The sequence below is a fragment of the Pseudomonas turukhanskensis genome (assembly GCF_027922365.1).
In the GTDB taxonomy this organism is placed as follows: domain Bacteria; phylum Pseudomonadota; class Gammaproteobacteria; order Pseudomonadales; family Pseudomonadaceae; genus Aquipseudomonas; species Aquipseudomonas turukhanskensis.
Genome location: NZ_BSFN01000006.1, coordinates 270,352 through 293,476, shown reverse-complemented (window position 1 = coordinate 293,476; position 23,125 = coordinate 270,352). Strand labels below are relative to the sequence as shown.

Genomic DNA, 23,125 nt, shown 5'->3' with positions numbered 1-23,125 from the left:
ATGCTGTATTTCGATAACGTTTCCACCTTCTACGGCAAGATCCAGGCGTTGCATAACGTCAACGTGGAAGTGCACAAGGGCGAGATCGTCACCCTGATCGGGGCCAACGGCGCCGGCAAATCGACCCTGCTGATGACCCTCTGCGGCTCGCCCCGTGCGGCCAAAGGCAGCATCCGCTATCAGGGCGAAGAGCTGGTGGGGCTGGAGTCCAGCGAGATCATGCGCAAAAGCATTGCGGTGGTGCCCGAAGGCCGCCGCATCTTTGCCCGCCTGACCGTGGAAGAGAACTTGGCCATGGGTGGCTTCTTCACCGACAAAGGCGACTATCAAGCGCAACTGGACAAGGTGCTGCACCTGTTCCCGCGCTTGAAGGAACGCTACAACCAGCGCGGCGGCACCATGTCCGGCGGCGAACAGCAAATGCTCGCCATCGGCCGTGCGCTGATGAGCAAGCCGCAACTGCTGCTGCTCGACGAGCCGTCGCTGGGCCTGGCACCGATCATCATCCAGCAGATTTTTCAGATCATTGAACAACTGCGAAAAGATGGCGTGACCGTGTTTCTGGTGGAACAGAACGCCAACCAGGCATTGAAAATTGCTGACCGTGCCTATGTTCTGGAAAACGGCCATGTGGTGATGCAAGGCACCGGGGAAGCGCTGCTGACCGACCCGAAGGTGCGCGACGCCTACCTCGGCGGCTAGTACCCGCCCCACATAAAAGCCCCGCCACGCGGGGCTTTTTGCTTTCGTAGGGTGTGCTATGCGCACCGTTGCGATGGTCCATGAATCGCTCGGTGCGCGGAGCACACCCTACCCGACGCAGGTCGGCCCACTGCCACAGAACAACGCGAACCCTGTAGCATTACCGCCCCTTGCCAGCCAGTGATAACCGGGCCTGTACATGTCAGTCGAAGTTGCTTCCCCCACCGCCACCGATGACCGCAGCGAGTTTCTCGCCCTCGTGGACAAAAGCCTGGTGCAAAACACCCTGGTCAAGGTGTTGCTGAGCAAATACCAGGGCGCGGAAGCCGACCTGCAACGCCTCACCCTGCGCCCGGTGACGGTACGCGGCCAGGCCTGCCTGTCGTTTGTGTACACCTACAAAACCCGCGATATCACCAAGAACCATCCGCTGGATGAAGCCCTGGCGCTGATCGCCGAGCTGCTGCCGGCCGCGTTCAAGAACGCGCACTTGCTGTCGCTGACCGACGACGTGCAGCTCACCTTCGGCAAGAAAAACAAAAGCCGGCTGTTCGTGGGTAGAGCCGTTGAGCGCGAAGGCGCCAGCACCGGCCATGACCGCGAGAAAAAACGCTTTCTGGAACTGACCCGCCCGTTCCTCACCGACCTGGGCGTAACCACCGCCAAGCACGAACTGGTGCCGGCGATGGCGCGCAAGTGGAAGCAGATCAACAAGTTCGTCGAAGTGTTTTCCCATGCCCTGGCCAGCTCGCCGCTGCAACGACGCGGCGTCGATGAAGCCATCCATGCCGTCGACTTCGGCTCCGGCAAGGGCTACCTGACCTTCGCCATGCACGACTACCTGCGCAACAGCCTCGGCCGCCAGGGCAAGGTCACCGGTGTGGAGCTGCGCGAAGACATGGTGCGCCTGGGCAACGACGCGGCGGCGCGCCTGGAGCAACCGGGGCTGAGTTTCGAGCACGGTGATGTGCGTACCTACACGCCGGCGGCCATCGACATCATGATCGCCCTGCACGCCTGCGATGTGGCCACCGACTACGCCATTCACCTAGGCATTCGCAGCGACGCCTCGATCATCATGTGCTCGCCCTGCTGCCACAAACAGATCCGCCCGCAGATGAGCAGCCCGAGCATGCTGCGCCCCATGCTGCAATACGGCGTGCACCTGGGGCAGGAAGCCGAGATGGTCACCGACAGCCTGCGCGCCCTGCTGCTGGAGGCCTGTGGGTATGAAACCAAGGTGTTTGAATTTGTCTCGTTGGAGCACACCAACAAGAACAAGATGATTCTCGCCGTAAAACGCGCAGAGCCGGTAGACGCGACCGAAATGATGGAAAAGATTCAGGGCATCAAGGCGTTTTACGGGATTCGGGAGCAGTGTCTGGAGACGTTGCTCAAGGCTGACAACCGCCTATAACCGCAACCCTCACCCCAAGCCCCTCTCCCAGAGGTAGAGGGGATACCTACTCCTGCAAAAACCTCGGCCGGCCCCCTGTCCCCTCGCGGGAGAGGGCTGGGGTGAGGGGGACGTTAAAACGTTTGAGCCGTCAACCGATCCAGCTCCTGGCGCCTTTGCTCAAACCACCCCAACAAATAATCTGCCAGCACCTGCGTGCGTTTGGGCAAGCCATCTTGATAGGCGTGCACCAGAAACACCGGGCTGATGCGTGTCTGGTAATCGCGCAATAGCCACACCAGGCTGCCGTCCAGCAACTCCTGGTGCACTAGGTACGACGGCAACCGCGCAATCCCCGCGCCGCCCAGGCAGGCCTTCTTCAGCAGGCTGTAGTGGTTACTGGCAAACGGGCCGTTCACCTGCACCCGCGTCAGTTCATGCTGGCGGTGATACAGCCACTCCTCGGCGCCGCTGTAATGGCTGTTGAGCAGGCACACGTGCTGGCTCAACAGCTGCGGCGTTTGCACTTCACCGTGAGCGGCCAGGTACGCGGGGCTGGCGCAGGTGAGTTCTTGCATCGACAGCAAGGGCCTGGCCACCAGACGGTCATCGGTCTGTTCGCCACTGCGAATGGCCAGGTCAAACCCATCGGCCACCAGATCGCGGTACGTGTTGCTCAGCTCCAGCTCGATATGGATGTGTGGATAGGCCTGGGCAAATTGCAGCTGCAAGGCATCGAAAAACGTGTCACCCAAAGACACCGGCGCGGTGATGCGCACGCTGCCCACCGCCTCTTCCTGCAGGCGCGCCAACGTTTGCCGGGCGCGGGTAGCCTGCGCGACCAACGCCTGCGCCTCAGGCAACAGCGCCGCGCCCGCCGCCGTCAGCGACAGCTTGCGCGTGGTGCGGTACAGCAAACTGATGCCCAGCCCCTGCTCCAGCAAGCCAATGCGCTTGGACAGCTGCCCCTTGCTACAGCCCAGCCGCCTAGCGGCCTGGGTAAAACTGCCGGCCTCCACCAAACTGGCGAAGGCGGCCAGATCATCCATTTCGCTCATACCGATTGTTTCCCAACGAGAACCAAAGGTTTCCAATTAGCTGGATTATCACCCACAAACAGCGGATCTACACTGCATGCCACTCAACTCACTCGTCAGGAGCAGTGCCATGAAAATCATCCTTGTCGGCGCCAGTGGCACCATTGGCCAAGCTGTAGAACGTGAACTGGCCGAGCGTCACCAAGTGATCCGCGTAGGTCGCAGCAGCGGCGATTACCAGGTGGATATCCGCGATACGGCCTCGATTCGTCAGCTGTTCCAGGCCATCGGCAAATTCGATGCACTGGTGGCCGCCACCGGTTCGGTGCACTTCGGCGCCCTGGCCGAGATGCAGGCCGAGCAATTTGCCGTGGGCCTGAATGACAAGCTGATGGGCCAGGTGAACCTGCTGCTGATTGGCCGCGAATTTATCAACGACGGCGGCTCGTTCACCTTCACCTCGGGTGTGCTCAGCGATGACCCGATTGTGGCCGGCACCTCGGCGAGCATGGTCAACGGCGCGCTCAACAGCTTCGTCAAAGCCGCCGCCATCGAACTGCCGCGCGGCTTGCGGGTAAACATCGTCAGCCCCACGGTGCTGGTGGAAGCGATGGACAGCTACGGCCCCTTCTTCCGTGGCTTCAAGCCGGTGCCGGCAGTGGATGTGGCGCTGGCGTATGCCAAGAGCGTGGAAGGAAAACAGACGGGGCAGATTTATACCGTCGGCTAATGCGTTTGCGGGGAGGGGGCCTTGTATCGGGGTCAGGCCATGGGTACCTTGGCCGCACTTCCATGGAGACCCCTTCGATGCGCGCTGTTCGCCCTCTGCTGTTTGCCCTGCTGCCCCTGTTTGCCAGCTGCACGATGCTCTACGGCCCCCAGGAAACGCCCGTGTCGTCGGGCACCCGGATTCAGGGTGAACTGAGCGTCAACGACGGCAAATTGCTGCTGCGCCCGTGCCAGGAGCAGCGCCGCTTTGTCATCAACGACACTGGCAACACCGGGCTGCTGCAAGAGTCGGCCTCGCTGCTCGATACCCGGGACGCCACGCTGTTTGCCGACGTCAGCGGCAACCTCGACGCCAGCAAAGTGGCCGGCAGCGACGGCCAGTTGAACCTCACCCGCTTGTACCGCGTGCAACGTGAAGGGCACGGCTGCGACGACCCCAACTTCAAACGCCAGGTGCTGCGCGCCAGCGGCCATGAGCCGGACTGGAGCGTCAGCGTGAATGCCAAAGGCATGGTGCTCGAGCGCCCGGGGCAGGAAGCGCTGGCCCTGCCGTACCTGGAAGAACAACTGGGCGATGGCCGCTTCAACCTCACCAGCGAAGCCAACGGCCTGCGCCTGGAGTTGTGGGTGGCGCCGCAACGTTGCGTGGACAGCGCCAGCGGGGCGGTGCAATTCCTTTCGGCGGAATTGCGCAGCAACGGCAAAGTGGAGCGCGGCTGCGCCTACTTTGGTGGCTCGCGCAATCAGTAAAACACCGCGACCCTTCACTCTTTTTTCACGCCGATTTGATCAGCGCTTCACCCGCTGATACCTAGCATGGGCTCCCTTACTCGGGGAGTCTTCATGCGCACGTCACGCCGTCTGGTTTTTTCTGTCATCGCCGTAGTCGCCCTGGTGGGCGGCTGGCTGGTGGCGCGTTATCTGCCTGTCCAGAATGCTGAAACGCCGCTGCTCACTGGCCCGCAAGCGGAGAACTGGGCACGGCCGGTGGATGCATCCTTCAACCTCTTTGAAATGTCGCCCACCCTGTACCGCAGCGCGCTTCCCAAGCCGCAGAACTTGGCGCTGATAAACGAACTGCAGGTACGCACCGTGGTATCGCTGGTCAAAGACGATGACCGCCAGTGGCTGGGCAACAGCACTATCAACCTGATCAGTATCCCCCTGCATGCCGACCGCGTGGACGATGCGGATGTATTGCGCGTGCTCAACACCCTGCAACTGGCAGAGACCCGTGGGCCGGTATTGATGCATTGCAAACACGGCAGCGACCGCACCGGATTGATAGCGGCGATGTTTCGTACCGTGGTCCAGGGCTGGAGCAAACAGGAGGCGCTGAGCGAAATGCTCAACGGCGGGTATGGCACAGCGGATGATATGGAAGATGCCCGCGCCTACGTGGAGCGTGCCGATATCGGCAAGCTGCGCGAGGCACTGACGAACGGCAAGTGCGATACCAAGGTGATCTCCACCTGCTATCTGCGGCCTTGGTTGAATACCCTGGTGTCGACGGCGCACCCTTGAAAATGGGGTTGCCGCCGCCCCTCACCCTAACCCTCTCCCCGCAGGGGCGAGGGGACTGGAGCGGCGCTTGAAGGGCGCGCGGTAATCGGGCTCCCCTCGCCCACTTGTGGAAGAAGGGCTGGGGGTGAGGGCCACCCGCAAGCCCTGCACAAAACTTCCAGACACTGAATTTCTTCAAAGGCATACTGGCCGCAACCAACGCTTTCTGGTCCCACGCCATGGCCTCAACCAACTGGATCGATCTCGCCCAGGATGCCGACACCGGCATCGAGACCATTCGTGCCCATTTCCGTGGCCACGCCTACGACCCCCATTGGCATGACAGCTACCTGATCGGCGTGACCGAGCAAGGCGTGCAGCAGTTCAGTTGCCGCCAGCGCCAGCACAACAGCCTGCCCGGCCAGGTATTTATGCTCGAACCTGGGGAAATCCACGACGGTTTTGCCCCTAGCGCCGATGGATTCACCTACTCCACGCTCTATGTCGACCCGCATTGGCTGGAGCGCGAACTGCACGCCCTGTTTGAACAGGCGCCCGCCGATTGCCAACCGAGCATCGCCCAGACCCTGACCCAGGATACCGCCCTGGCCCGCGCCACCATGCAGGCCTTTCAAGCCCTGCATGGCGGCGAACTGCGTATCGTGCGGCAGACCGCGCTGGATGGCTTGCTCGGGCAACTGACTGCCCATCTGCACTGGCGCAAACGCCTGCCGCTGGACCCGCGCTTGCCACTGGTGGCCCAGCGCGCACGTGACTACCTGCATGCCCATGTGCACGACGATATCGGCCTGGATGATCTGGCGCGTATCAGTGGCGTCGATCGTTTTCGCCTGAGCCGCGCCTTCAAGTCGGCGTTCGGCATCGCGCCCCACGCCTACCTTATTCAACTGCGCCTGGCCAAAGCCCGGCACTTGCTGGCCCTGGGCCAAACCCCGGCAGAGGTCGCCAGCGCCCTGGGCTTTGCCGACCAGAGCCACCTGGGCCGCTGGTTCCGCCGCGCCTATTGCCTGACCCCGGCGGACTACCGCAAGCGCTGCACAAATCATCCAGACTGAATGCCCTGCCCCTGCAACCATTCAGGCTCTTGCTATTGATTGGAGCCTAACGTGGACCTGCTGCCCTTTCTGTTATTTGCCTTCGTCGCCTCCATTACGCCCGGCCCCACCAACCTGCTGGTGATGAGCAACAGCGCGCGCTTCGGGCTGGTTGCGGCCGCGCCCTTGATTGCCGCCGCCTGCGGTGCCGCCGCTTTATTGGTATTGCTGGTGGGCCTGGGCATTGGCGATACGCTGGCCCAACATCCACAGGTGCAACGGGCCATGGCCTGGGCAGGTATTGCCTGGCTGACCTATATGGCGTGGCAAATCTTCAATAGCCCGGCGGTGGGACTGGATAACGCACAGCAGCAAGCCGGCGAACGGATGAGCATGACAGCCGCCGCCGCGCTGCAAGTGGTCAACCCGAAAACCTGGATGATGGCGTTGGCGGTGGTCGGTGTATTTGCAGCCCAAGCCACGGATAAATCCGGCCGGGTGGCGGTGTTGGCGCTGTTGTTCTTTGTGGTCGCTGTGCCGTGCATGGCGGCGTGGGCGGCATTGGGACGCGGCGTCACCCGTTTCTGCCGGACCGACATCGGCATGCAGCGGTTTAACCGGCTGATGGCGTTGCTGTTGCTGGCCTCGGCCTGGCTCAGTTTGCTGGCTTGAACACGCTCGGCGAATCGGCGGCTATCCGCTGCGCGGATATTCGCCCTACGCCTAACACGAAGCCTAAAACGAGAAAGGGCGAACCGCTTGTGGCGGTTCGCCCTTTTGCGTCAGGGGACGACGGATGAGCGCCCCGTGACAGCAACTGTGTGGCTCTTCTTCAAGTAGCCTCACATCAACCGAGATCGATCATTTAGCTAGCGCGCGCCATGTTGCGCAACGCTTTCACTTGATCGTGATTGCGTTGTACGCCCTGGCGTTGTTTTTCCAGAATGCTGCGCACATTCGACGGCAGGTCTTTTTCCAGCGCTTCTTTATAGTGCTTCAGCGCCACGTCTTCGCCGCGCTCGCATTCGTTCAGAATCGCTTCTTCGCTGTGGCCGGTCAGTACGCTTTTCAGGTTCACCCAACCGCGGTGCAAGGTACCGGCTGCGCTGGAGCTGGTTTCCGGATCGCCACCCAGGCTACGAACCAGCTGCTGCAGCTCGCTGGCAGCGGCTGCGCACTCGGCCGAACGCTGGGTGAACAGGCCTTTGAGTTCGGGGTTTTTCAGATCGTCAGCGCACTCACGGAAACCTTTCTGACCGTCTTTGCTGGTTTCGATCAGGTTGTTGAGCAGCGAGATAGTGTCTTTGTTATCCATGTTCATATTCCTCTTTAGCGTCTCGGGCTTTAGGTAAAAGCCGTCAAATTGAAGTCAGCTGTGTATGCCGACCGCTCGGAAAAATGGAGTGGACGCTGTCGTCAAAGGTTCAGGAAAAACGCTGATAGGCACTGCCTGGAAGTGCCTGATATCACGCGGCAAACGCACGCTGCTCGGGGCCTGCAACCGTTGGTCAGGCCCACGTATTCACGGCGTCTGTTTGGCCTTCTGGCGCTTGAGGAAATCGACTTTCCACTGCTCCATGCCCATGAATTCGGAGTCCAGGTTGGCCTCCACCTGGTACTTCTCTTTCAGCGCGGCGATGGCCTCGTGCTGCTCGGCGAGAAACTGGTCGAAGCGCGAAATCAGCTCCGGGTGCTTGGTGCTCGACAGGTTGAAGGTGCCCCGGGTAAACGGCAGCTTGGCATCGAACACCAGCGCGCCGGGCCGGGCGCGGATGTTGTCGAGGTAGTAGGTGGCGACCACCACGTTAAAGTAGGCACCGTCGGCTTCTTTTTTCAGGGCCAGCTTGATCATCGCCGGCAAATCTTCGCTTTCGGTCAGTTGGGTTTGCTTGGCGGCGATGCGCGCCTGATAGGCCCAAGGCGTCCAGCCGCTGACGATGGCCAGGCGCTGCAGTTTTTCCACGCCCATGCCTTGCTGCATCGGCGGCACCAATACGCCATCGACATAGTTCACCACAGCCTGGCTGTAGCGCACGTTGCTGCCGGCTTTTTGCGCTTGCGCCCAGTTGGGGTTGTCGGGGTATTTGAAGTCCACTTCACCTTGCAGCAACGCCGGGAGGAGGCGGTCCACTGGCAGGGCGCGGTATTCCAACTGGATGCCGGCCTTGGCGGCAAACAGGTCGAGCACCTCGCGGGCGAAACCGGAATACACGCCCTGCTTGTCCACGCTGAAGTGCGGCATAAAGGGCGAATTCTCGACGCCGACGACGTAGGTTTGTGCCTGGGCGGTGGCGGCGAACAAGGCGGCAATAACACTGCAAACAAGCTTTCTCACGACAGGCTTCCTTTCTTGTTTTTATGGACGGGGTTTGCTCGGGGAACACATGCCCTTGTAGGAGCCAGCTTGCTGGCGAATTCGCCAGCAAGCTGGCTCCTACAAGGGCTCGCTGTATGCCGCGCAGACGTAATTAACCGCCCGTCATACTCATAAACCGCAACACCTGCACTTGCTCGTGCTGACCGAAGTGATGGCGTTCGGGTTTCAGTTGCAGCGCATTAACCAGCGCCTCGCGCAGGCGTTGGTTGTCGCCTGGGTGGGCGCGCATCAGGTGTTTGAGGTCCAGCGCGCCTTCGTGGCCCAGGCACAGCACCAGCTTGCCCTCGGCGGTTACCCGCACGCGGTTGCAGTCGCCGCAGAAGTTATGGCTGTGGGGGGAAATAAAGCCAACCTGGGTGTCGCTACCGACCACCTGCCAGTACCGCGACGGCCCGCTAGTCACGCGGCTGCTGCGCACCAAGGCAAAGCGTTCTTCGATGCGCGCGCGCACCTGATCGCTGGAACAGAAAGTCTGTTCGCGCTGGTGGCTGGTGATAGTGCCCAGCGGCATTTCTTCGATAAAGCTGATATCCAGCCCGCGCTCGACGGCGAACTGCACCAGGTCGTGTACTTCGTCGTCGTTGCGGCCCTGCTGCACCACGCAGTTGAGTTTGATGCGGGTGAAGCCGACGGCTTGCGCAGCGTCGATGCCGGCCAGTACCTGATCGAGCTTGTCGCGCCGGGTGAACGCGGCGAAACGTTCGCGTTGCAGGGAGTCGAGGCTGATATTCAGGCGGTTGACCCCGGCGTCCTTCAGATGCCCGGCCATCTCGATAAGCTGCGAGCCGTTGCTGGTGATCGCCAGGTCTTCCAGCTCACTGCGCGCGCCCAGGCGTTGCAGCAGCCCGACCACGCCTTTGCGCACCAGCGGCTCGCCGCCGGTAATGCGGATGCGCTTGACCCCCAGCCCGATAAAGGCGTCGGCCACGTTGTACAGCTCTTCAAGGGTAAGAATCTGCGCGCGTGGGGCGAACTGCATGTCTTCGCTCATGCAGTAGGTGCAGCGAAAATCGCAGCGGTCGGTGACAGACAGACGCAGGTAGGTGATGCGCCGGCCAAAGGGGTCGACCAGGCTGGCATCAGGGGCAAGCGGCAAGGACACGACGGATCTCCTACTGCTCAGGGAGCCGATAAATTATTGTTTTGGCGTTAGCTGACCACGAGGTCAGGAATGTACTCAAAAAATGCTGATCGCGTATACAACAATTTGTCCGAAACCCGGCAAAAGCACATACGTTGAGCCCCGCGCAAACGCGGTGCTACCATGCCCGACCACTCAGCAAGCCCATCGATGCGGTGCCACAGCAAAAAGAGTCTTTAGATGACCAGTATTCGCGAGCGCAACAAAGAGTTGATTCTGCGCGCGGCCAGTGAAGAGTTCGCCGACAAGGGCTTCGCCGCCACCAAGACCAGCGACATCGCCGCCAAGGCGGGCTTACCCAAGCCCAACGTGTATTACTACTTCAAGTCCAAAGAAAATCTGTACCGCGAGGTGCTGGAAAGCATCGTCGAACCCTTGCTGGCGGCCTCGCAGCCGTTCAACCAGGGCGGCCAGCCGGCCGATGTGCTGCGCGCTTACATCCGCTCGAAAATCCGCATCTCCCGCGACCTGGCCTACGCCTCCAAAGTGTTCGCCAGTGAAATCATGCACGGCGCCCCGCACCTGTCCGCCGAGCAGACCGCTCAGCTCAACGAGCAGGCCAAGCACAACATCAGCTGCATCCAGGCCTGGATCGATCAGGGCCTGATGGCCAAGGTCGACCCCCACCACCTGCTGTTCAGCATCTGGGCCGCTACCCAGACCTACGCCGACTTCGATTGGCAGATCTCCATCGTTACCGGCAAGGCCAAGCTCGACGACGCCGATTATGAAGCGGCAGCCGAGACCATTATTCGCATGGTGATTGGTGGGTGCGAGGTGAGTGAGGGAAGCGTCAAGCCGGTGAAGGTTGCAGGCTAATTCGCGCCCTTCACGATTCTGGATCCCAGCCTACGCTGCGGTCCGACGATTCGGGATGACGGAGCTAACCTGCAAACACCGTCGTCCCAGCGCAGGCTGGGACCCAGAATTTCGGACCGATCGCCGAATACAGCCTTAACCGATATCCGCCTGCAACCCCACCGCCAACACCCCTTTCACCGCGCATTGCTCGTCGATGTCCGAGGTATCGCCACTGATGCCGATGGCGCCGATCACCTGATTATTCGCATCCCGAATTAGCACACCGCCCGGCGCCGGAATCACGTTGCCGTGCGCGAGGGTATTTACCGCCGCGATAAAGCTGGGGCGCTGCTGCGCGTCGCTGGCGATCTGCCGCGACGCTTTACCCAACGCCACCGCGCCCCAGGCTTTGCCGATGGCAATCTGCGGGCGCAGCAGGCTCGAGCCGTCTTCACGCAACAGCGAAATCAGATGGCCGCCGGCATCCAGCACCGCAATGGTCAGCGGCGCCGTCGAGATGGCACGGGCAGCAGACTGTGCCTGCGCGGTAATGCGGGTAGCGGTTTCAAGGGTTAACACGCTCATGGATCGATCCTTTCTTGTAATTGGAAAACCGAAGGAACACACCGAGGAAAACGCCACGGTGCAATCTGAAGACGGCTTTAACTATCGCAGCCAAAACAAAAAACGCAAGCAACAGATACAATCTGATCTTTTTTTGTATACATACATCACCAGCACAACCCTTACCCCTTCTGCGACCCCCGCTAAAACAGGCGTTTTAAATCTATTTCGCCTCGTTCCAAATTGCTCAAGAAAACTTGTTGACCGCAAAGTCATGCCCTGAATAGAATCTGCCGCAGCAAGTTGTATACAATTTAAGAACAAAAGAGGCACAACAAATGGCCAAAATGAGAGCAATCGAGGCAGCCGTCCTCGTGATGCGCCGCGAAGGCGTCGACACCGCGTTTGGTATTCCGGGCGCCGCGATCAACCCCCTGTACGCCTCGCTGAAGAAAGTCGGCGGCATCGACCACGTTCTGGCTCGCCACGTGGAAGGCGCTTCGCACATGGCCGAGGGTTACACCCGCACCAAAGCCGGCAACATCGGCGTGTGCATCGGCACCTCCGGCCCGGCAGGTACCGACATGGTTACCGGCCTCTATAGCGCCAGTGCCGACTCCATCCCGATTCTGTGCATCACCGGCCAGGCGCCGCGTGCCCGTATGCACAAGGAAGATTTCCAGGCCGTCGACATCACCAGCATCGTCAAGCCGGTGACCAAGTGGGCGACCACCGTCATGGAACCGGGCCAGGTGCCTTACGCGTTCCAGAAAGCCTTCTATGAAATGCGCAGTGGCCGCCCAGGCCCGGTGCTGATCGACCTGCCGTTCGACGTGCAGATGGCTGAAATCGAATTCGATATCGAGGCCTACCAACCGCTGCCGCTGAGCCGCCCTGCCGCCAACCGCGCCCAGGCGGAAAAAGCCCTGGCGCTGTTGAACGACGCCGAGCGCCCGCTGCTGGTAGCCGGCGGCGGCATCATCAACGCCGACGCCAGCGACAAGCTGGTGCAGTTCGCCGAGCTGGTTGGCGTACCGGTGGTTCCAACCCTGATGGGTTGGGGCACCATTCCGGACGATCACCCGCTGATGGTGGGCATGGTCGGCCTGCAAACCTCGCACCGCTACGGCAACGCCACCCTGCTGGAATCGGACCTGGTGTTCGGTATCGGTAACCGTTGGGCCAACCGCCACACCGGTTCGGTGGATGTGTACACACAAGGCCGTCGCTTTATTCACGTGGATATCGAGCCCACCCAGATCGGTCGCGTCTTCAACCCGGACCTGGGCATCGTCTCCGATGCCGGCGCGGCGCTGGATATGTTCATCACCGTGGCGCAAGAGTGGAAAGCGGCTGGCAAGCTGAAAAGTCGTGCGGCCTGGCTGGATTCCTGCCACCAGCGCAAACGCACCCTGCAGCGCAAAACCCACTTCGAAAACGTGCCGGTAAAACCGCAGCGCGTGTACGAAGAAATGAACGAAGCCTTCGGCAAAGACACCTGCTACGTCAGCACCATCGGTCTGTCGCAGATTGCCGGCGCGCAGTTCCTACACGTGTACAAACCCCGTCACTGGATCAACTGTGGCCAGGCCGGCCCGCTGGGCTGGACCATTCCAGCAGCGCTGGGCGTGGTGAAAGCCGACCCGAGCCGCAAGGTAGTGGCGCTGTCTGGCGACTACGACTTCCAGTTCATGATCGAAGAATTGGCCGTGGGCGCGCAGTTCAACCTGCCATACATCCATGTGGTGGTGAACAACTCCTACCTGGGTCTGATCCGTCAGGCACAGCGCGGTTTCGAAATGGACTACTGCGTGCAGCTGGCCTTCGAAAACATCAACGCGCCGGAGATCAATGGCTATGGCGTCGACCACGTGGCCGTTGCCGAAGGCCTGGGTTGCAAGGCCATTCGTGTGTTCGAACCGAACGATATCCAGCCGGCCCTGCGCAAGGCTCAGGAACTGATGGCCCAGCACCGTGTACCGGTGGTGGTGGAGATCATTCTGGAGCGCGTGACCAACATCTCCATGGGTACCGAGATCAATGCCGTCAACGAGTTTGAAGACCTGGCATTGACCGGGGCGGATGCGCCGACGGCGATCTCGCTGCTGGACTAACGGCAGCCCTCACCTTCTGCCCCTCTCCCGCACGCGGGAGAGGGGAGACAAACACCGATCCATCCCCTCTCCCGCGTGCGGGAGAGGGCTAGGGTGAGGGGCCGTTGCGCTTCCCTTTCCCAGCCAAATCGAGGAGAAGCTCCATGCCACGCTTTGCCGCCAACCTGTCCATGCTGTTCACCGAAGTGGACTTTCTGGACCGTTTCGACGCTGCCGCCCAAGCCGGTTTCAGCGGCGTTGAATACCTGTTTCCCTACGACTTCCCGGCCGAAGAAATCAAGGCCCGCCTGAGCACCCACAAGCTGGAACAGGTGCTGTTCAACCTGCCGGCCGGCGACTGGGCCAAGGGTGAGCGCGGTATCGCCTGCCACCCCGACCGCGTTGAAGAATTCCGCGCCGGTGTGGACAAGGCCATCGCCTACGCCAAGGTTCTGGGCAACACCCAGATCAACTGCCTGGCCGGTATCCGCCCGCAAGGCCCGGACTGCGCCACGGTCGAAAAAACCTTCGTCGACAACCTCAAGTATGCCGCCGAGAAGTTGCAGGCCGCGGGCATCAAGCTGGTCATGGAAATGATCAACACCCGCGACATTCCAGGCTTCTACCTGACCACCACCAAGCAGGCCCTGGCCATTCGCGAGAAGGTCGGCAGCAGCAACCTGTTCCTGCAGTACGACATCTACCACATGCAAATCATGGAAGGTGATCTGGCCAGAAGCCTGGAAGGCAATCTGGCGGTGATCAACCACGTGCAGCTGGCCGACAACCCCGGCCGCAACGAGCCAGGCACTGGCGAAATCAACTACCGCTTCCTGTTCGCGCACCTGGACCGTATCGGTTACCAGGGCTGGGTCGGCTGTGAATACAAGCCTGCCACCACCACCGCTGCCGGCCTCGGTTGGCTCAAGACGCATAACGCCATCTAAGGAGAATCCCCATGGCTAAAATCGGTTTTATCGGCACCGGCATCATGGGCAAGCCCATGGCCCAGAACCTGCAAAAAGCAGGTCACACTCTGTTCTTCTCCGAGCACTTCGACAAAGCCCCGGCCGACCTGCTGGGCGACAACGGCGTTGGCCTGGCCAACCCGAAGGAAGTGGCGCAGGAATCGGAATTCATCATCATCATGGTGCCCGATACCCCACAGGTTGAAGACGTGCTGTTTCGCAAGGACGGCGTGGTTGAAGGCGCAGGCGCCGGCAAAGTGGTCATCGACATGAGCTCGATCTCGCCGACTGCCACCAAGGCCTTCGCCGAAAAAATCAAAGCGACCGGCGCCGCCTACCTCGACGCCCCGGTTTCCGGCGGTGAAGTGGGCGCCAAGGCGGCCACCCTGTCGATCATGGTTGGCGGTTGCCCGAATGCCTTCGAACGCGCACTGCCGCTGTTCCAGGCCATGGGCAAGAACATCACCCGCGTCGGCGGCAACGGTGACGGTCAGACCGCCAAGGTCGCCAACCAGATCATCGTGGCCCTGAACATTCAGGCCGTTGCCGAAGCCCTGCTGTTTGCTGCCAAGAACGGTGCCGACCCGGCCAAGGTGCGTGAAGCACTGATGGGTGGTTTCGCCGGCTCGAAGATCCTGGAAGTGCATGGCGAGCGCATGATCAAAGGCACCTTCGACCCAGGCTTCCGCATCAGCCTGCACCAGAAAGACCTGAACCTGGCCCTGGCCGGCGCCAAGGAACTGGGCCTGAACCTGCCCAACACCGCCAACGCCCAGCAAGTGTTCAGCACCTGCGCGGCCATCGGTGGCAGCAACTGGGACCACTCGGCACTGATCAAAGGCCTGGAGCACATGGCCAATTTCTCGATCCGCAAGGATTGAGAGCGATTTTGTAGGTCGGGTTGGTTGGGCAACGCTTGAAACGGCCCCCCGCTTATTGGGCTAAACCCACCCACCCCGATCTACGCCCCTTTTCGACCTCCCGGCAAAGCGGTGTCACGGCCTGCGAGCCGGGTAGGTCGATTTCAGTCCACAGCCCTCCTCCCCGAGGTTTGCGGACTGCAATCGATCTGCCCCCATAACAAGAAACAGCTGGAGTCAGCCTGATGACCTTCGACCCGAAAACCCTGCTGCGCGACCTGTTCGCCACCGCCATCGATGCCGCCCACCCGCGCCAGGTGCTAGCCGACTACCTGCCCGCCGACCGTAGCGGCCGGGTGATTGTGATCGGCGCCGGCAAGGCCGCCGCGGCCATGGCCGAAGTGGTGGAACGCGAGTGGCAGGGCGAGGTGTCCGGCCTGGTGGTCACCCGTTACGAACACGGCGCCAACTGCCAGAAGATCGAAGTGGTGGAAGCTGCCCACCCGGTGCCCGATGACGCTGGCGAGCGCGTGGCCCGTCGGGTGCTGGAACTGGTGAGCAATCTGCAGGAAAGCGACCGGGTGATTTTCCTGCTCTCCGGTGGTGGCTCCTCGTTGCTCGCCCTGCCCGCTGCCGGTATCAGCCTGCAAAACAAACAGGCGATGAACAAAGCCCTGCTCAAATCCGGCGCCACCATTGGTGAAATGAACTGCGTGCGCAAGCACCTCTCGGCGATCAAGGGCGGCCGTCTGGCCAAAGCCTGCTGGCCGGCCAGCGTGTACACCTACGCCATCTCCGATGTGCCGGGCGATGAGGCCACCGTTATCGCCTCCGGGCCGACCGTTGCCGACCCCACCACCTCGCAGCAGGCGCTGGCCATTCTGGCCCGCTACAACATCGAGATTCCCGCCAACGTGCGCGCCTGGCTGAACAGCCCGGAATCGGAAACGGTAAAACCCGGCGACCCGTGCCTGGCCCGCAGCCACTTCCAGCTGATCGCCACGCCGCAACAATCGCTGGACGCTGCCGCAGCCAAAGCGCAGGCCGCCGGTTTGCCGACCCTGATTCTCGGCGACCTGGAAGGCGAGTCACGCGAAGTGGCCAAGGTGCACGCCGGCATCGCCCGGCAGGTTCAACTGCACGGCCAGCCGCTCAAGCCGCCCTGCGTGATTCTTTCCGGTGGCGAAACCACCGTGACCGTGCGCGGCAACGGCCGCGGCGGGCGCAACGCCGAATTTCTGCTGAGCCTGACCGAAAGCCTCAAAGGCCTGCCGGGCGTGTATGCCCTGGCCGGCGATACCGACGGCATCGACGGTTCCGAAGACAACGCCGGCGCGCTGATGACGCCGAGCAGCTATGCCCGCGCCGCCGCGCTGAACCTTTCGGCCAGCGACGAACTGGACAACAACAATGGCTATGGCTACTTCGCGGCCCTGGACGAGCTGATCGTCACCGGCCCGACGCGGACCAACGTCAACGATTTTCGCGCCATTCTGATTCTTGAGAAGCCTGCCCAATGAGCCTGCCCAACACCCACGAAAAAACGTCCAAAGCCGACAAGAAAGTCAAAATTCTCGCCACCCTCGGCCCCGCCGTAAAAGGCGTGGACGATGTTCGGCACCTGGTGGAAGCCGGGGTTAACCTGTTCCGCCTCAACTTCAGCCACGGCGAGCACGCCGACCATGCCCTGCGTTACCAATGGGTGCGTGAAGTGGAGCGGCAGCTGAACACCCCCATCGGCATTCTGATGGACCTGCAAGGGCCGAAATTGCGCGTGGGCAAATTTGCCGACGGCAAGGTGAACCTCAGCCGCGGCCAGGCCTTTCGCCTGGACCTGGACACCACCCCCGGCGACGCGCGCCGGGTAAACCTGCCGCACCCGGAAATCATCGAAGCCCTGGAGCCGGGCATGAGCCTGCTGCTGGACGATGGCCGCTTGCGCCTGGAAGTTACCCGCAAGCAGAACACCGGCGTCGACACCTTGGTAAGCGCCGGCGGCGAGCTGTCGGACCGCAAGGGCGTCAACGTACCCGAGGCCGTGCTGCAACTGAGCCCACTGACCCACAAAGACCGCATCGACCTCGAATTCGGCCTGCAACTGGGCGTGGACTGGGTGGCGCTGTCGTTCGTGCAACGCCCGGAAGACATCATCGAAGCCCGCGAGCTGATTCAGGGCAAAGCGTTTCTGATGGCCAAGATTGAAAAGCCCTCGGCCGTGCAACACCTGGAAGAAATCGCCCGCCTGTGCGATGCAATCATGGTGGCCCGTGGCGACCTTGGCGTGGAAGTACCGGCCGAGAACGTGCCACGCATTCAGAAAGACATCATCCGCACCTGCCGCCAGCTGGGTAAACCGGTGGTGGTGGCCACGCAGATGCTTGAATCCATGCGCTTCTCCCCTGCCCCGACCCGCGCCGAAGTCACTGACGTGGCCAACGCCGTGGCCGAAGGCACTGACGCGGTGATGCTGTCCGCCGAAACGGCCTCCGGCGACTACCCGCTGGAAGCGGTAAGCATGATGGCCAAGATCATTCGCCAAGTGGAAAACGGCCCGGACTTCCAGGCCCAGCTCGACGTCAGCCGTCCGAATGCCGAAGCCACGGCGTCTGACGCCATCAGCTGCGCCATTCGCCGTATCAGCGGCATTCTGCCGGTGGCGGCGCTGGTGAACTACACCGAATCGGGCAGTTCCAGCCTGCGCGCCTCCCGCGAGCGGCCCAAAGCACCGATTCTGAGCCTGACCCCGAATATTCAGACCGCCCGCCGCCTGACCGTGGCCTGGGGCATCTACTCGGTGGTGAATGCGCGGTTGAGCAAGGTGGATGAAATCACCAGCACAGCCTTGGAAATCGCCCAGGCGCAGAACATGGCCAAGCGTGGAGATACCGTAGTGATTACGGCGGGGATGCCCTTTGGGCAATCCGGGACCACCAATAGTTTGCGTATAGAGACACTGCTTTAAACCACAGAAAAGAGGGTTTCGGGGCTAAGGCCAGGCAAGGCGCCCCGGAACCCGGACAGGAATACTCATATCCCATCTGGTTCATGCCAGTTAGGCGTCCTTCGTGCCCTCGTTGGGCGCCTTTTTTTATTTAAATCGTTGGGCTTCGCGCTGCTCAACCCAACTTATGGATTTGTAGGTTGGGTTGAGCGCAGCGAAGCCCAACAGGCCATACCGACAATGACCCAGTTCTCCTACGGCAAAGCCCTGTTAAACGGCTGCAGCCAAATCTTCCTGCAGCAGCACGCCCTGTTCGGCGGGCTGGTTATGCTGGCCATCGCCGTGGCAGCCCCCGACCTGCTCGGCGGCGCCCTGCTCGGTGGTTTTGCTGCCGCCCTGGTGGCTCGTCGACGCCACTACGCCCAGGCCGATATCGAGGCCGGCCTGTACAGCTACAACGGCGTGCTGCTGGGCCTGATTCTGTGCAACCGTTTTGCCTGGTCAGCGCTATTGCCGCTGCTAATCATCGCCAGCGCCGGCGCCTCCAGCCTGGTGCTGGAACGGCTGATGCGCGGGAACCGCCAACGCCAATGGCTGCCGGCGTTTACCGCGCCCTTTGTGGGGTTGACTTGGTTGGTGCTGAGTTTGCTGCCCACGACGTTGACCCCGCCGTTGCAAGCACCCGCCATCAGCACGCCGGTGCTCGATGCGCTGGGCCTGGGCGCTGCGCTGCTCAAAGGCGTGGGCCAGGTGATTTTTCTCGGTAATCCACTGGCCGGGGCCATTGTGCTGTTCGGTCTGTGCCTGGCCAGCCGGCGCGCGGCGCTCTGGGCAGTGCTCGGTTCGACCATCGGCCTGGCGTTTGCGTGGCAACAGGGCTGGTCCAGCGCCAATGCCTTGAATGGGTTGTACGGCTACAACTGCGTGTTGGTGGGCGTGGCGCTGAGCCAGGTGTACCGCAATGGAGCGGTTATTGTGCTGGGCATTCTGCTTGCCCTGCCCTTGCAGCCAGGTTTTGCGGCATTCGCGCTGCCAGAACTGACGGCACCGTTCATTCTGGCGTGCTGGCTGGTGCAGGCCACGCATCGGACATTGCGCCGGGGCGCCGAAGACTCCCGGCCAAGACGGCTGCTATAACGGCGCTTGGCTTTGCCCTCACCCCTAACCCCTCTCCCGCCCGCGGGAGAGGGGAACTTGATCGCATCTCGCCGTCTATACACGGTCAAGCCCCCTCTCCCGCTTGCGGGAGAGGGCTGGGGTGAGGGGCCTTTGAAAGAAAGGCATAAAAAAGCCGGCCCAAGGGCCGGCTGTTCATTAGCGCCAAAACTCAGTGCGCTACACGGCTCGTGCCGTTCACGCTCATGATACGAACGCGCTCGCCCACGCGGAAAATCTCGTTTTCCTGCACTTCCTGCACATAGGCACGCATGCTGCCGTCGTCTTCTCTTACGGTAATTTCTACACCCTGGGCTCGGGTCAGACCTTCTTCGGTCAGCGAACCCAGCAGGCCACCAGCAACGGCGCCGATCACAGCGGCAACGATGCTGCCGCGTCCGCCACCGACGGTGCTACCGGCTACACCACCGACCACTGCACCGGCACCGGCGCCGATCGGGGTTTTGGTGCCTTCGATTTTCACCGGACGCAGCGATTCGATGGTGCCCATACGCACGGTTTGCACGGTGCGCGCTTCATCGCGGGAATAGGAGTCGCCCGTCAGGCTGGACTGGCAACCGGTCAACGCCAGCGCCGCAACCGTGAACGACGCGATCAACAAAACAGACTTACGCATAACGGTACCTCCGGGGGATGACTGGTTATTAGACAGCGCCACTCGGGGCACTGTCACGGCCGCACGCAAGATTAATTCTCGCCTGAGCGCAACGGCACATTTCAGGGTGCCAAACGCTCACGCGACCAGTTGCCGTTGTCTAAACGATAGTTCAAACGGTCGTGCAGGCGACTGGCACGACCCTGCCAGAACTCAATTCGCTCCGGCACTAGGCGGTAGCCGCCCCAATGCGGCGGGCAGGTGGGCGCCTGGTCGAGAAAGCGACGCTCAGTGTCAGCAAGCAATGCTTCCAGCTCGGCGCGGTCGGCAATCACCTGGCTTTGCGGCGAAGCCCAGGCCCCCAGGCGGCTGCCCAGCGGGCGCACCTGAAAGTAGTCATCCGACTCCTTGGCACTCACCTTCTCAACCCGACCTTCAATGCGCACCTGACGCTCCAGCGCCGGCCAGAAGAACGTCATGGCGCCAAACGGGCGCGCCGCCAGTTGTTCGCCTTTGGCGCTGTCGTAATTGGTGAAGAAGGTAAAACCCTGGTCGTCGAGGCTTTTAAGCAGCAGTACGCGGCAGTGCGGGCGGCCTTCGGCGTCGACCGTGGCCAGGGTCATGGCATTGGCTTCAACCGGCAGTTGTTCGGTTTTACGGGCATCGCTGAACCATTGCTGGAACAGGGCCAGGGGCTCTGCCGGGGCTTGCGCCTCGGTGAGCCCATCGCGGGTGTAGTCTCGACGCATATCGGCGAGGTTGGCGGTCATCACGCAGCTCCTGAAGCACGCAGTTTTTTTAAGACAGTACAGTCAGCCGCCAGGCTCAGTTTTTCGCCGCCGCGACCTTGTCCCCAGACTGCGCCGCATCGTTCTTGACCGTTTTGACCGAAGTCGGCTTTGTGGCTGCTGGTTTGCTGGTTGCAGGTTTCGCTGCTGCTTTGGCAGCCGGTTTTTTCGCGACCGTCGCCGATTTGGTGGCCGGCTTGGCAGCGGCCTTCTTGACTGCGGGCTTCTTGGCGGCAGCTTTTGCCGGGGCCACGGCAGGAACCGGCTCATTACGCACCAGGGTTTGTGCCGCCGGTACCGGTGCCGGCTGGGCGTACTTGGCCAGCAGTGCGCTCATGGTGTCTTGCGGGGTCAGCATGATTTCCACACGACGATTAAGGGCGCGGCCTTCCGGGCTGTCGTTGGCAGCCCGCGGCAGTACTGAACCGAAACCGCGCACCATCAGGCGATCATTTTTCAGACCACTCAAACGGAAGATGGCGGTTACAGCGCGGGCACGCTCCAGGCTGAGCTCGCGGTTGCGCGCTTCCTCGCCCGATGGGTCGGCATGGCCAAGAATCAGCACGGCCACCTGCTTGTCGTTTTCCACCAGCTTGGCGACCCGGCTGATCGGCCCCAGAGTGACGGGCATCAGCATGCTGGGGCGGTCGGGGTTGAACGAGGAGTCCACCGGGGCGGACACCACCAGCAGGTTTTCCCGGCGTTCAAGCTGGAACTTGCTGCCATCCAGCGCTTCACGCAGACGCGGCTCGTATTGGTCCATCCAGGCCTGGGTGATTTTCGGGTCGGGCATTGGCACGGCGGCCTTGGCCTCGGCTTTGTCATCGCCAAACGGCCACCACCAATGGCTGCCAGACTCGGCCTTGGCAGCGCTGGCTACGGGCGGTTTGGCGGCGGAAGACTCAGGGGTTTCAGGGGAAGACGCACAACCAGCGAGAGCGGCGCACAGCGCCAGAGCAGCAGCAGACTTGATAGGAAACATTGGAACCTCAAAAACACAAAAAATTTGCTCAAGAACCGGGGGCCCACGCTCTCTGCTTGGGAGGGCGCTATGGCCGGGACCGGCTCGCGTAGCTGGCTGCTTCTAACGGGCAACCATGGCAACGGTGCAGCGGCAAAGATGATCACAATTGACGAGCCCGGTTTTCCGTTCCGCGGGCACGCCCCCAATGCAAACAACCTCGTCAAACACAACCGCAAAAACTATAGACATTCACCTAACGTGCGCGCCAACTTCTGCGCCCGTGGGTCCATCAATACGTAGGGCCCCAGGGTATTGGTGACGAAGCCGAAAGCCACCTTACACTCTGGATCGGCAAAACCGATAGAACCGCCCGCGCCGGGATGACCAAAGGCACGTGGCCCCAGGCCGTAAGTGCCATTTGGCACATTCGGTTGGTCGAGCATGCAGCCCAGGCCAAAACGGGTTTGGGTGAGCAGGGTTTTGTCTTCACCCACGCTGTGTTCACGGGTCAGCTCAGCGAGTAATTGGCTGTCGAGTAACCGGCCGTTCAGCAAGCCGCTGTAGAAGCCGGCCAGGCTGCGGGCGTTGCCGTGGCCATTGGCCGCCGGCTGTTGCATGCGTCGCCACTCGGGCTTGTTGGTGCTGGTCATGATCGACGGCGGGTTGGCAAATGCGCGCGTGCTCATGGAAGCAGGCTCGCTCATCATGGTTTTCAGCAAGCGCTGGGCCGAGGCGTCACCGAAATTACCTTTGGCACGGGAGATTTCGGCCACGCGATAAAACTCCTGATCCGCCAGGCCAACGTGGAAATCCAGACCCAGCGGCTGCGCAGTGCGGGCGACGATCGATTCGCCCGGCCCCTTGCCGTCCACCCGGCGCAGCAATTCGCCCACCAGCCAGCCGTAGGTGATGGCGGCATAGCCGTGGCCTTCGCCGGGCGTCCACCAGGGCGTTTCAGCGGCCAGCGCGGCGGTCATGGTGTCCCATTGGTACAACGCTTCGGGCGGCAGCATCTCGCGCACCGCCGGCAGGCCGGCACGGTGGCTGAGCAGTTGGCGCAGGGTGATGTTTTCTTTGCCGGCAGCGGCAAATTCGGGCCAGACCGATGCTACCGGTGCATCCAAGGCCAGTTTGCCCTCGCCCACCAGTTGCAGGGCGGTCACGGCGGTAAAGGTTTTGGTGCAGGAAAACAGATTGGCGATGGTGTCGGTGTTCCAGGCGTGCTCGCCGTTCTTGTCGGCCGTGCCGCACCAAAGGTCGATCACGGTTTCGCCCTCGACCTGAATACACAGGGCACCGCCGCGTTCCTGGGGGTCGTCAAACAGGGCCGCGAAGGCCTCTTTGACCGCTTCGTACTGGAGATCGAAATAGCCTTGAACTTGCTGCACGCTCAACTCCTTAGGCAACACGCAGTGGGTGGGCATTATTGGGCGCC

At 61.7% G+C, this 23,125-nt stretch carries 23 protein-coding genes; 14 read left to right on the top strand and 9 right to left on the bottom strand.

Features of this window, described 5'->3' with window-relative positions; genetic code table 11:
* Both PKE98_RS13365 and PKE98_RS13360 read left to right on the top strand, forming a co-directional pair.
* Positions 1-702, top strand: coding sequence for an ABC transporter ATP-binding protein (locus PKE98_RS13365; RefSeq protein WP_271195785.1), 702 nt, complete (start codon positions 1-3; stop codon positions 700-702).
* A 199-nt stretch (positions 703-901) separates the two neighbouring features.
* Positions 902-2,119 carry a class I SAM-dependent methyltransferase gene (locus tag PKE98_RS13360; RefSeq protein WP_271195784.1) on the top strand — a complete coding sequence of 406 codons (1,218 nt, stop codon included), beginning with the start codon at positions 902-904 and terminating at the stop codon, positions 2,117-2,119.
* Positions 2,120-2,232: 113 nt separating this feature from the next.
* On the opposite strand, the gene PKE98_RS13355 is transcribed toward PKE98_RS13360, so the two are convergent.
* The gene (locus tag PKE98_RS13355; RefSeq protein WP_271195783.1) at positions 2,233-3,156 is read right to left on the bottom strand and encodes a LysR family transcriptional regulator; all 924 of its coding nucleotides are present in this window, start codon (positions 3,154-3,156) and stop codon (positions 2,233-2,235) included.
* A 109-nt stretch (positions 3,157-3,265) separates the two neighbouring features.
* On the opposite strand from PKE98_RS13355, the gene PKE98_RS13350 reads away from it, so the two are divergent.
* The 5 genes from PKE98_RS13350 (at position 3,266) to PKE98_RS13330 (ending at position 7,094) form a co-directional block, all read left to right on the top strand.
* Positions 3,266-3,865: a short chain dehydrogenase gene (locus PKE98_RS13350; protein WP_271195782.1), complete on the top strand. Its 600-nt coding sequence runs from the start codon at positions 3,266-3,268 to the stop codon at positions 3,863-3,865.
* 77 nt (positions 3,866-3,942) lie between these two features.
* Positions 3,943-4,614: a COG3650 family protein gene (locus PKE98_RS13345; RefSeq protein ID WP_271195781.1), complete on the top strand. Its 672-nt coding sequence runs from the start codon at positions 3,943-3,945 to the stop codon at positions 4,612-4,614.
* A gap of 93 nt (positions 4,615-4,707) precedes the next feature.
* Complete coding sequence (locus PKE98_RS13340; protein WP_271195780.1) at positions 4,708-5,388, top strand: phosphatase domain-containing protein; 681 nt, start codon at positions 4,708-4,710, stop codon at positions 5,386-5,388.
* Between the two features lie 218 nt (positions 5,389-5,606).
* A complete protein-coding gene (locus PKE98_RS13335; protein ID WP_271195779.1) occupies positions 5,607-6,443 on the top strand; it encodes an AraC family transcriptional regulator in 837 nt (278 codons plus the stop codon).
* A gap of 51 nt (positions 6,444-6,494) precedes the next feature.
* The gene (locus PKE98_RS13330; protein ID WP_271195778.1) at positions 6,495-7,094 is read left to right on the top strand and encodes a LysE family translocator; all 600 of its coding nucleotides are present in this window, start codon (positions 6,495-6,497) and stop codon (positions 7,092-7,094) included.
* A 193-nt stretch (positions 7,095-7,287) separates the two neighbouring features.
* Here the strand turns inward: PKE98_RS13330 and PKE98_RS13325 are convergent, their stop codons facing one another.
* From PKE98_RS13325 to moaA, 3 genes are all read right to left on the bottom strand, one after another.
* Positions 7,288-7,737: a PA2169 family four-helix-bundle protein gene (locus PKE98_RS13325; protein ID WP_271195777.1), complete on the bottom strand. Its 450-nt coding sequence runs from the start codon at positions 7,735-7,737 to the stop codon at positions 7,288-7,290.
* Between the two features lie 207 nt (positions 7,738-7,944).
* Positions 7,945-8,757, bottom strand: a complete 813-nt coding sequence (locus PKE98_RS13320; protein WP_271195776.1) for a substrate-binding periplasmic protein — start codon at positions 8,755-8,757, stop codon at positions 7,945-7,947.
* Between the two features lie 133 nt (positions 8,758-8,890).
* A complete protein-coding gene (moaA, locus tag PKE98_RS13315) occupies positions 8,891-9,895 on the bottom strand; it encodes a GTP 3',8-cyclase MoaA (RefSeq protein ID WP_271195807.1) in 1,005 nt (334 codons plus the stop codon).
* Positions 9,896-10,120: 225 nt separating this feature from the next.
* Between moaA and PKE98_RS13310 the strand changes: the two genes are divergently transcribed.
* Entirely contained in the window at positions 10,121-10,759 is a 639-nt protein-coding gene (locus PKE98_RS13310; RefSeq protein ID WP_271195775.1) for a TetR/AcrR family transcriptional regulator, read from the top strand.
* A 135-nt stretch (positions 10,760-10,894) separates the two neighbouring features.
* On the opposite strand, the gene PKE98_RS13305 is transcribed toward PKE98_RS13310, so the two are convergent.
* Positions 10,895-11,326, bottom strand: coding sequence for a GlcG/HbpS family heme-binding protein (locus PKE98_RS13305; RefSeq protein WP_271195774.1), 432 nt, complete (start codon positions 11,324-11,326; stop codon positions 10,895-10,897).
* Positions 11,327-11,643: 317 nt separating this feature from the next.
* On the opposite strand from PKE98_RS13305, the gene gcl reads away from it, so the two are divergent.
* The 6 genes from gcl (at position 11,644) to PKE98_RS13275 (ending at position 19,304) form a co-directional block, all read left to right on the top strand.
* Entirely contained in the window at positions 11,644-13,419 is a 1,776-nt protein-coding gene (gene gcl, locus PKE98_RS13300) for a glyoxylate carboligase (protein ID WP_271195773.1), read from the top strand.
* Between the two features lie 143 nt (positions 13,420-13,562).
* Positions 13,563-14,345: a hydroxypyruvate isomerase gene (gene hyi, locus PKE98_RS13295; protein ID WP_271195772.1), complete on the top strand. Its 783-nt coding sequence runs from the start codon at positions 13,563-13,565 to the stop codon at positions 14,343-14,345.
* A gap of 11 nt (positions 14,346-14,356) precedes the next feature.
* Positions 14,357-15,247 (top strand): 2-hydroxy-3-oxopropionate reductase, encoded by an 891-nt coding sequence (locus tag PKE98_RS13290; protein ID WP_271195771.1) that lies wholly within the window; start codon positions 14,357-14,359, stop codon positions 15,245-15,247.
* Between the two features lie 224 nt (positions 15,248-15,471).
* The gene (locus PKE98_RS13285) at positions 15,472-16,746 is read left to right on the top strand and encodes a glycerate kinase type-2 family protein (protein ID WP_271195770.1); all 1,275 of its coding nucleotides are present in this window, start codon (positions 15,472-15,474) and stop codon (positions 16,744-16,746) included.
* The gene (gene pyk, locus PKE98_RS13280) at positions 16,743-18,188 is read left to right on the top strand and encodes a pyruvate kinase (protein WP_271195769.1); all 1,446 of its coding nucleotides are present in this window, start codon (positions 16,743-16,745) and stop codon (positions 18,186-18,188) included. Before PKE98_RS13285 ends, pyk begins: the two co-directional genes overlap by 4 nt.
* A 219-nt stretch (positions 18,189-18,407) precedes the next feature.
* The gene (locus PKE98_RS13275; protein WP_271195768.1) at positions 18,408-19,304 is read left to right on the top strand and encodes an urea transporter; all 897 of its coding nucleotides are present in this window, start codon (positions 18,408-18,410) and stop codon (positions 19,302-19,304) included.
* Between the two features lie 190 nt (positions 19,305-19,494).
* On the opposite strand, the gene PKE98_RS13270 is transcribed toward PKE98_RS13275, so the two are convergent.
* The 4 genes from PKE98_RS13270 to PKE98_RS13255 all read right to left on the bottom strand — a co-directional run bounded on the left by PKE98_RS13270 (position 19,495) and on the right by PKE98_RS13255 (position 23,078).
* A complete protein-coding gene (locus tag PKE98_RS13270; protein ID WP_271195767.1) occupies positions 19,495-19,959 on the bottom strand; it encodes an outer membrane lipoprotein in 465 nt (154 codons plus the stop codon).
* Between the two features lie 101 nt (positions 19,960-20,060).
* Positions 20,061-20,708 carry a pyridoxamine 5'-phosphate oxidase gene (pdxH, locus tag PKE98_RS13265; protein ID WP_271195766.1) on the bottom strand — a complete coding sequence of 216 codons (648 nt, stop codon included), beginning with the start codon at positions 20,706-20,708 and terminating at the stop codon, positions 20,061-20,063.
* Positions 20,709-20,763: 55 nt separating this feature from the next.
* Positions 20,764-21,708, bottom strand: coding sequence for an OmpA family protein (locus tag PKE98_RS13260; protein WP_271195765.1), 945 nt, complete (start codon positions 21,706-21,708; stop codon positions 20,764-20,766).
* Positions 21,709-21,929: 221 nt separating this feature from the next.
* Positions 21,930-23,078: a serine hydrolase domain-containing protein gene (locus PKE98_RS13255; protein ID WP_271195764.1), complete on the bottom strand. Its 1,149-nt coding sequence runs from the start codon at positions 23,076-23,078 to the stop codon at positions 21,930-21,932.
* Positions 23,079-23,125: the final 47 nt, after the last annotated feature.

Excerpts from the sequence above, each read along its gene's own strand:
- PKE98_RS13270 (WP_271195767.1), bottom strand. The coding sequence starts at position 19,959 with ATGCGTAAGTCTGTTTTGTTGATCGCGTCGTTCACGGTTGCGGCGCTG.
- hyi (WP_271195772.1), top strand. The coding sequence starts at position 13,563 with ATGCCACGCTTTGCCGCCAACCTGTCCATGCTGTTCACCGAAGTGGAC.
- PKE98_RS13285 (WP_271195770.1), top strand. The coding sequence starts at position 15,472 with ATGACCTTCGACCCGAAAACCCTGCTGCGCGACCTGTTCGCCACCGCC.
- PKE98_RS13260 (WP_271195765.1), bottom strand. The coding sequence starts at position 21,708 with ATGTTTCCTATCAAGTCTGCTGCTGCTCTGGCGCTGTGCGCCGCTCTC.
- PKE98_RS13340 (WP_271195780.1), top strand. The coding sequence starts at position 4,708 with ATGCGCACGTCACGCCGTCTGGTTTTTTCTGTCATCGCCGTAGTCGCC.
- PKE98_RS13355 (WP_271195783.1), bottom strand. The coding sequence starts at position 3,156 with ATGAGCGAAATGGATGATCTGGCCGCCTTCGCCAGTTTGGTGGAGGCC.
- pdxH (WP_271195766.1), bottom strand. The coding sequence starts at position 20,708 with ATGACCGCCAACCTCGCCGATATGCGTCGAGACTACACCCGCGATGGG.
- PKE98_RS13275 (WP_271195768.1), top strand. The coding sequence starts at position 18,408 with ATGACCCAGTTCTCCTACGGCAAAGCCCTGTTAAACGGCTGCAGCCAA.
- PKE98_RS13290 (WP_271195771.1), top strand. The coding sequence starts at position 14,357 with ATGGCTAAAATCGGTTTTATCGGCACCGGCATCATGGGCAAGCCCATG.
- pyk (WP_271195769.1), top strand. The coding sequence starts at position 16,743 with ATGAGCCTGCCCAACACCCACGAAAAAACGTCCAAAGCCGACAAGAAA.
- PKE98_RS13360 (WP_271195784.1), top strand. The coding sequence starts at position 902 with ATGTCAGTCGAAGTTGCTTCCCCCACCGCCACCGATGACCGCAGCGAG.
- PKE98_RS13310 (WP_271195775.1), top strand. The coding sequence starts at position 10,121 with ATGACCAGTATTCGCGAGCGCAACAAAGAGTTGATTCTGCGCGCGGCC.
- PKE98_RS13345 (WP_271195781.1), top strand. The coding sequence starts at position 3,943 with ATGCGCGCTGTTCGCCCTCTGCTGTTTGCCCTGCTGCCCCTGTTTGCC.
- PKE98_RS13350 (WP_271195782.1), top strand. The coding sequence starts at position 3,266 with ATGAAAATCATCCTTGTCGGCGCCAGTGGCACCATTGGCCAAGCTGTA.
- PKE98_RS13325 (WP_271195777.1), bottom strand. The coding sequence starts at position 7,737 with ATGGATAACAAAGACACTATCTCGCTGCTCAACAACCTGATCGAAACC.
- PKE98_RS13335 (WP_271195779.1), top strand. The coding sequence starts at position 5,607 with ATGGCCTCAACCAACTGGATCGATCTCGCCCAGGATGCCGACACCGGC.
- PKE98_RS13305 (WP_271195774.1), bottom strand. The coding sequence starts at position 11,326 with ATGAGCGTGTTAACCCTTGAAACCGCTACCCGCATTACCGCGCAGGCA.
- gcl (WP_271195773.1), top strand. The coding sequence starts at position 11,644 with ATGGCCAAAATGAGAGCAATCGAGGCAGCCGTCCTCGTGATGCGCCGC.
- PKE98_RS13365 (WP_271195785.1), top strand. The coding sequence starts at position 1 with ATGCTGTATTTCGATAACGTTTCCACCTTCTACGGCAAGATCCAGGCG.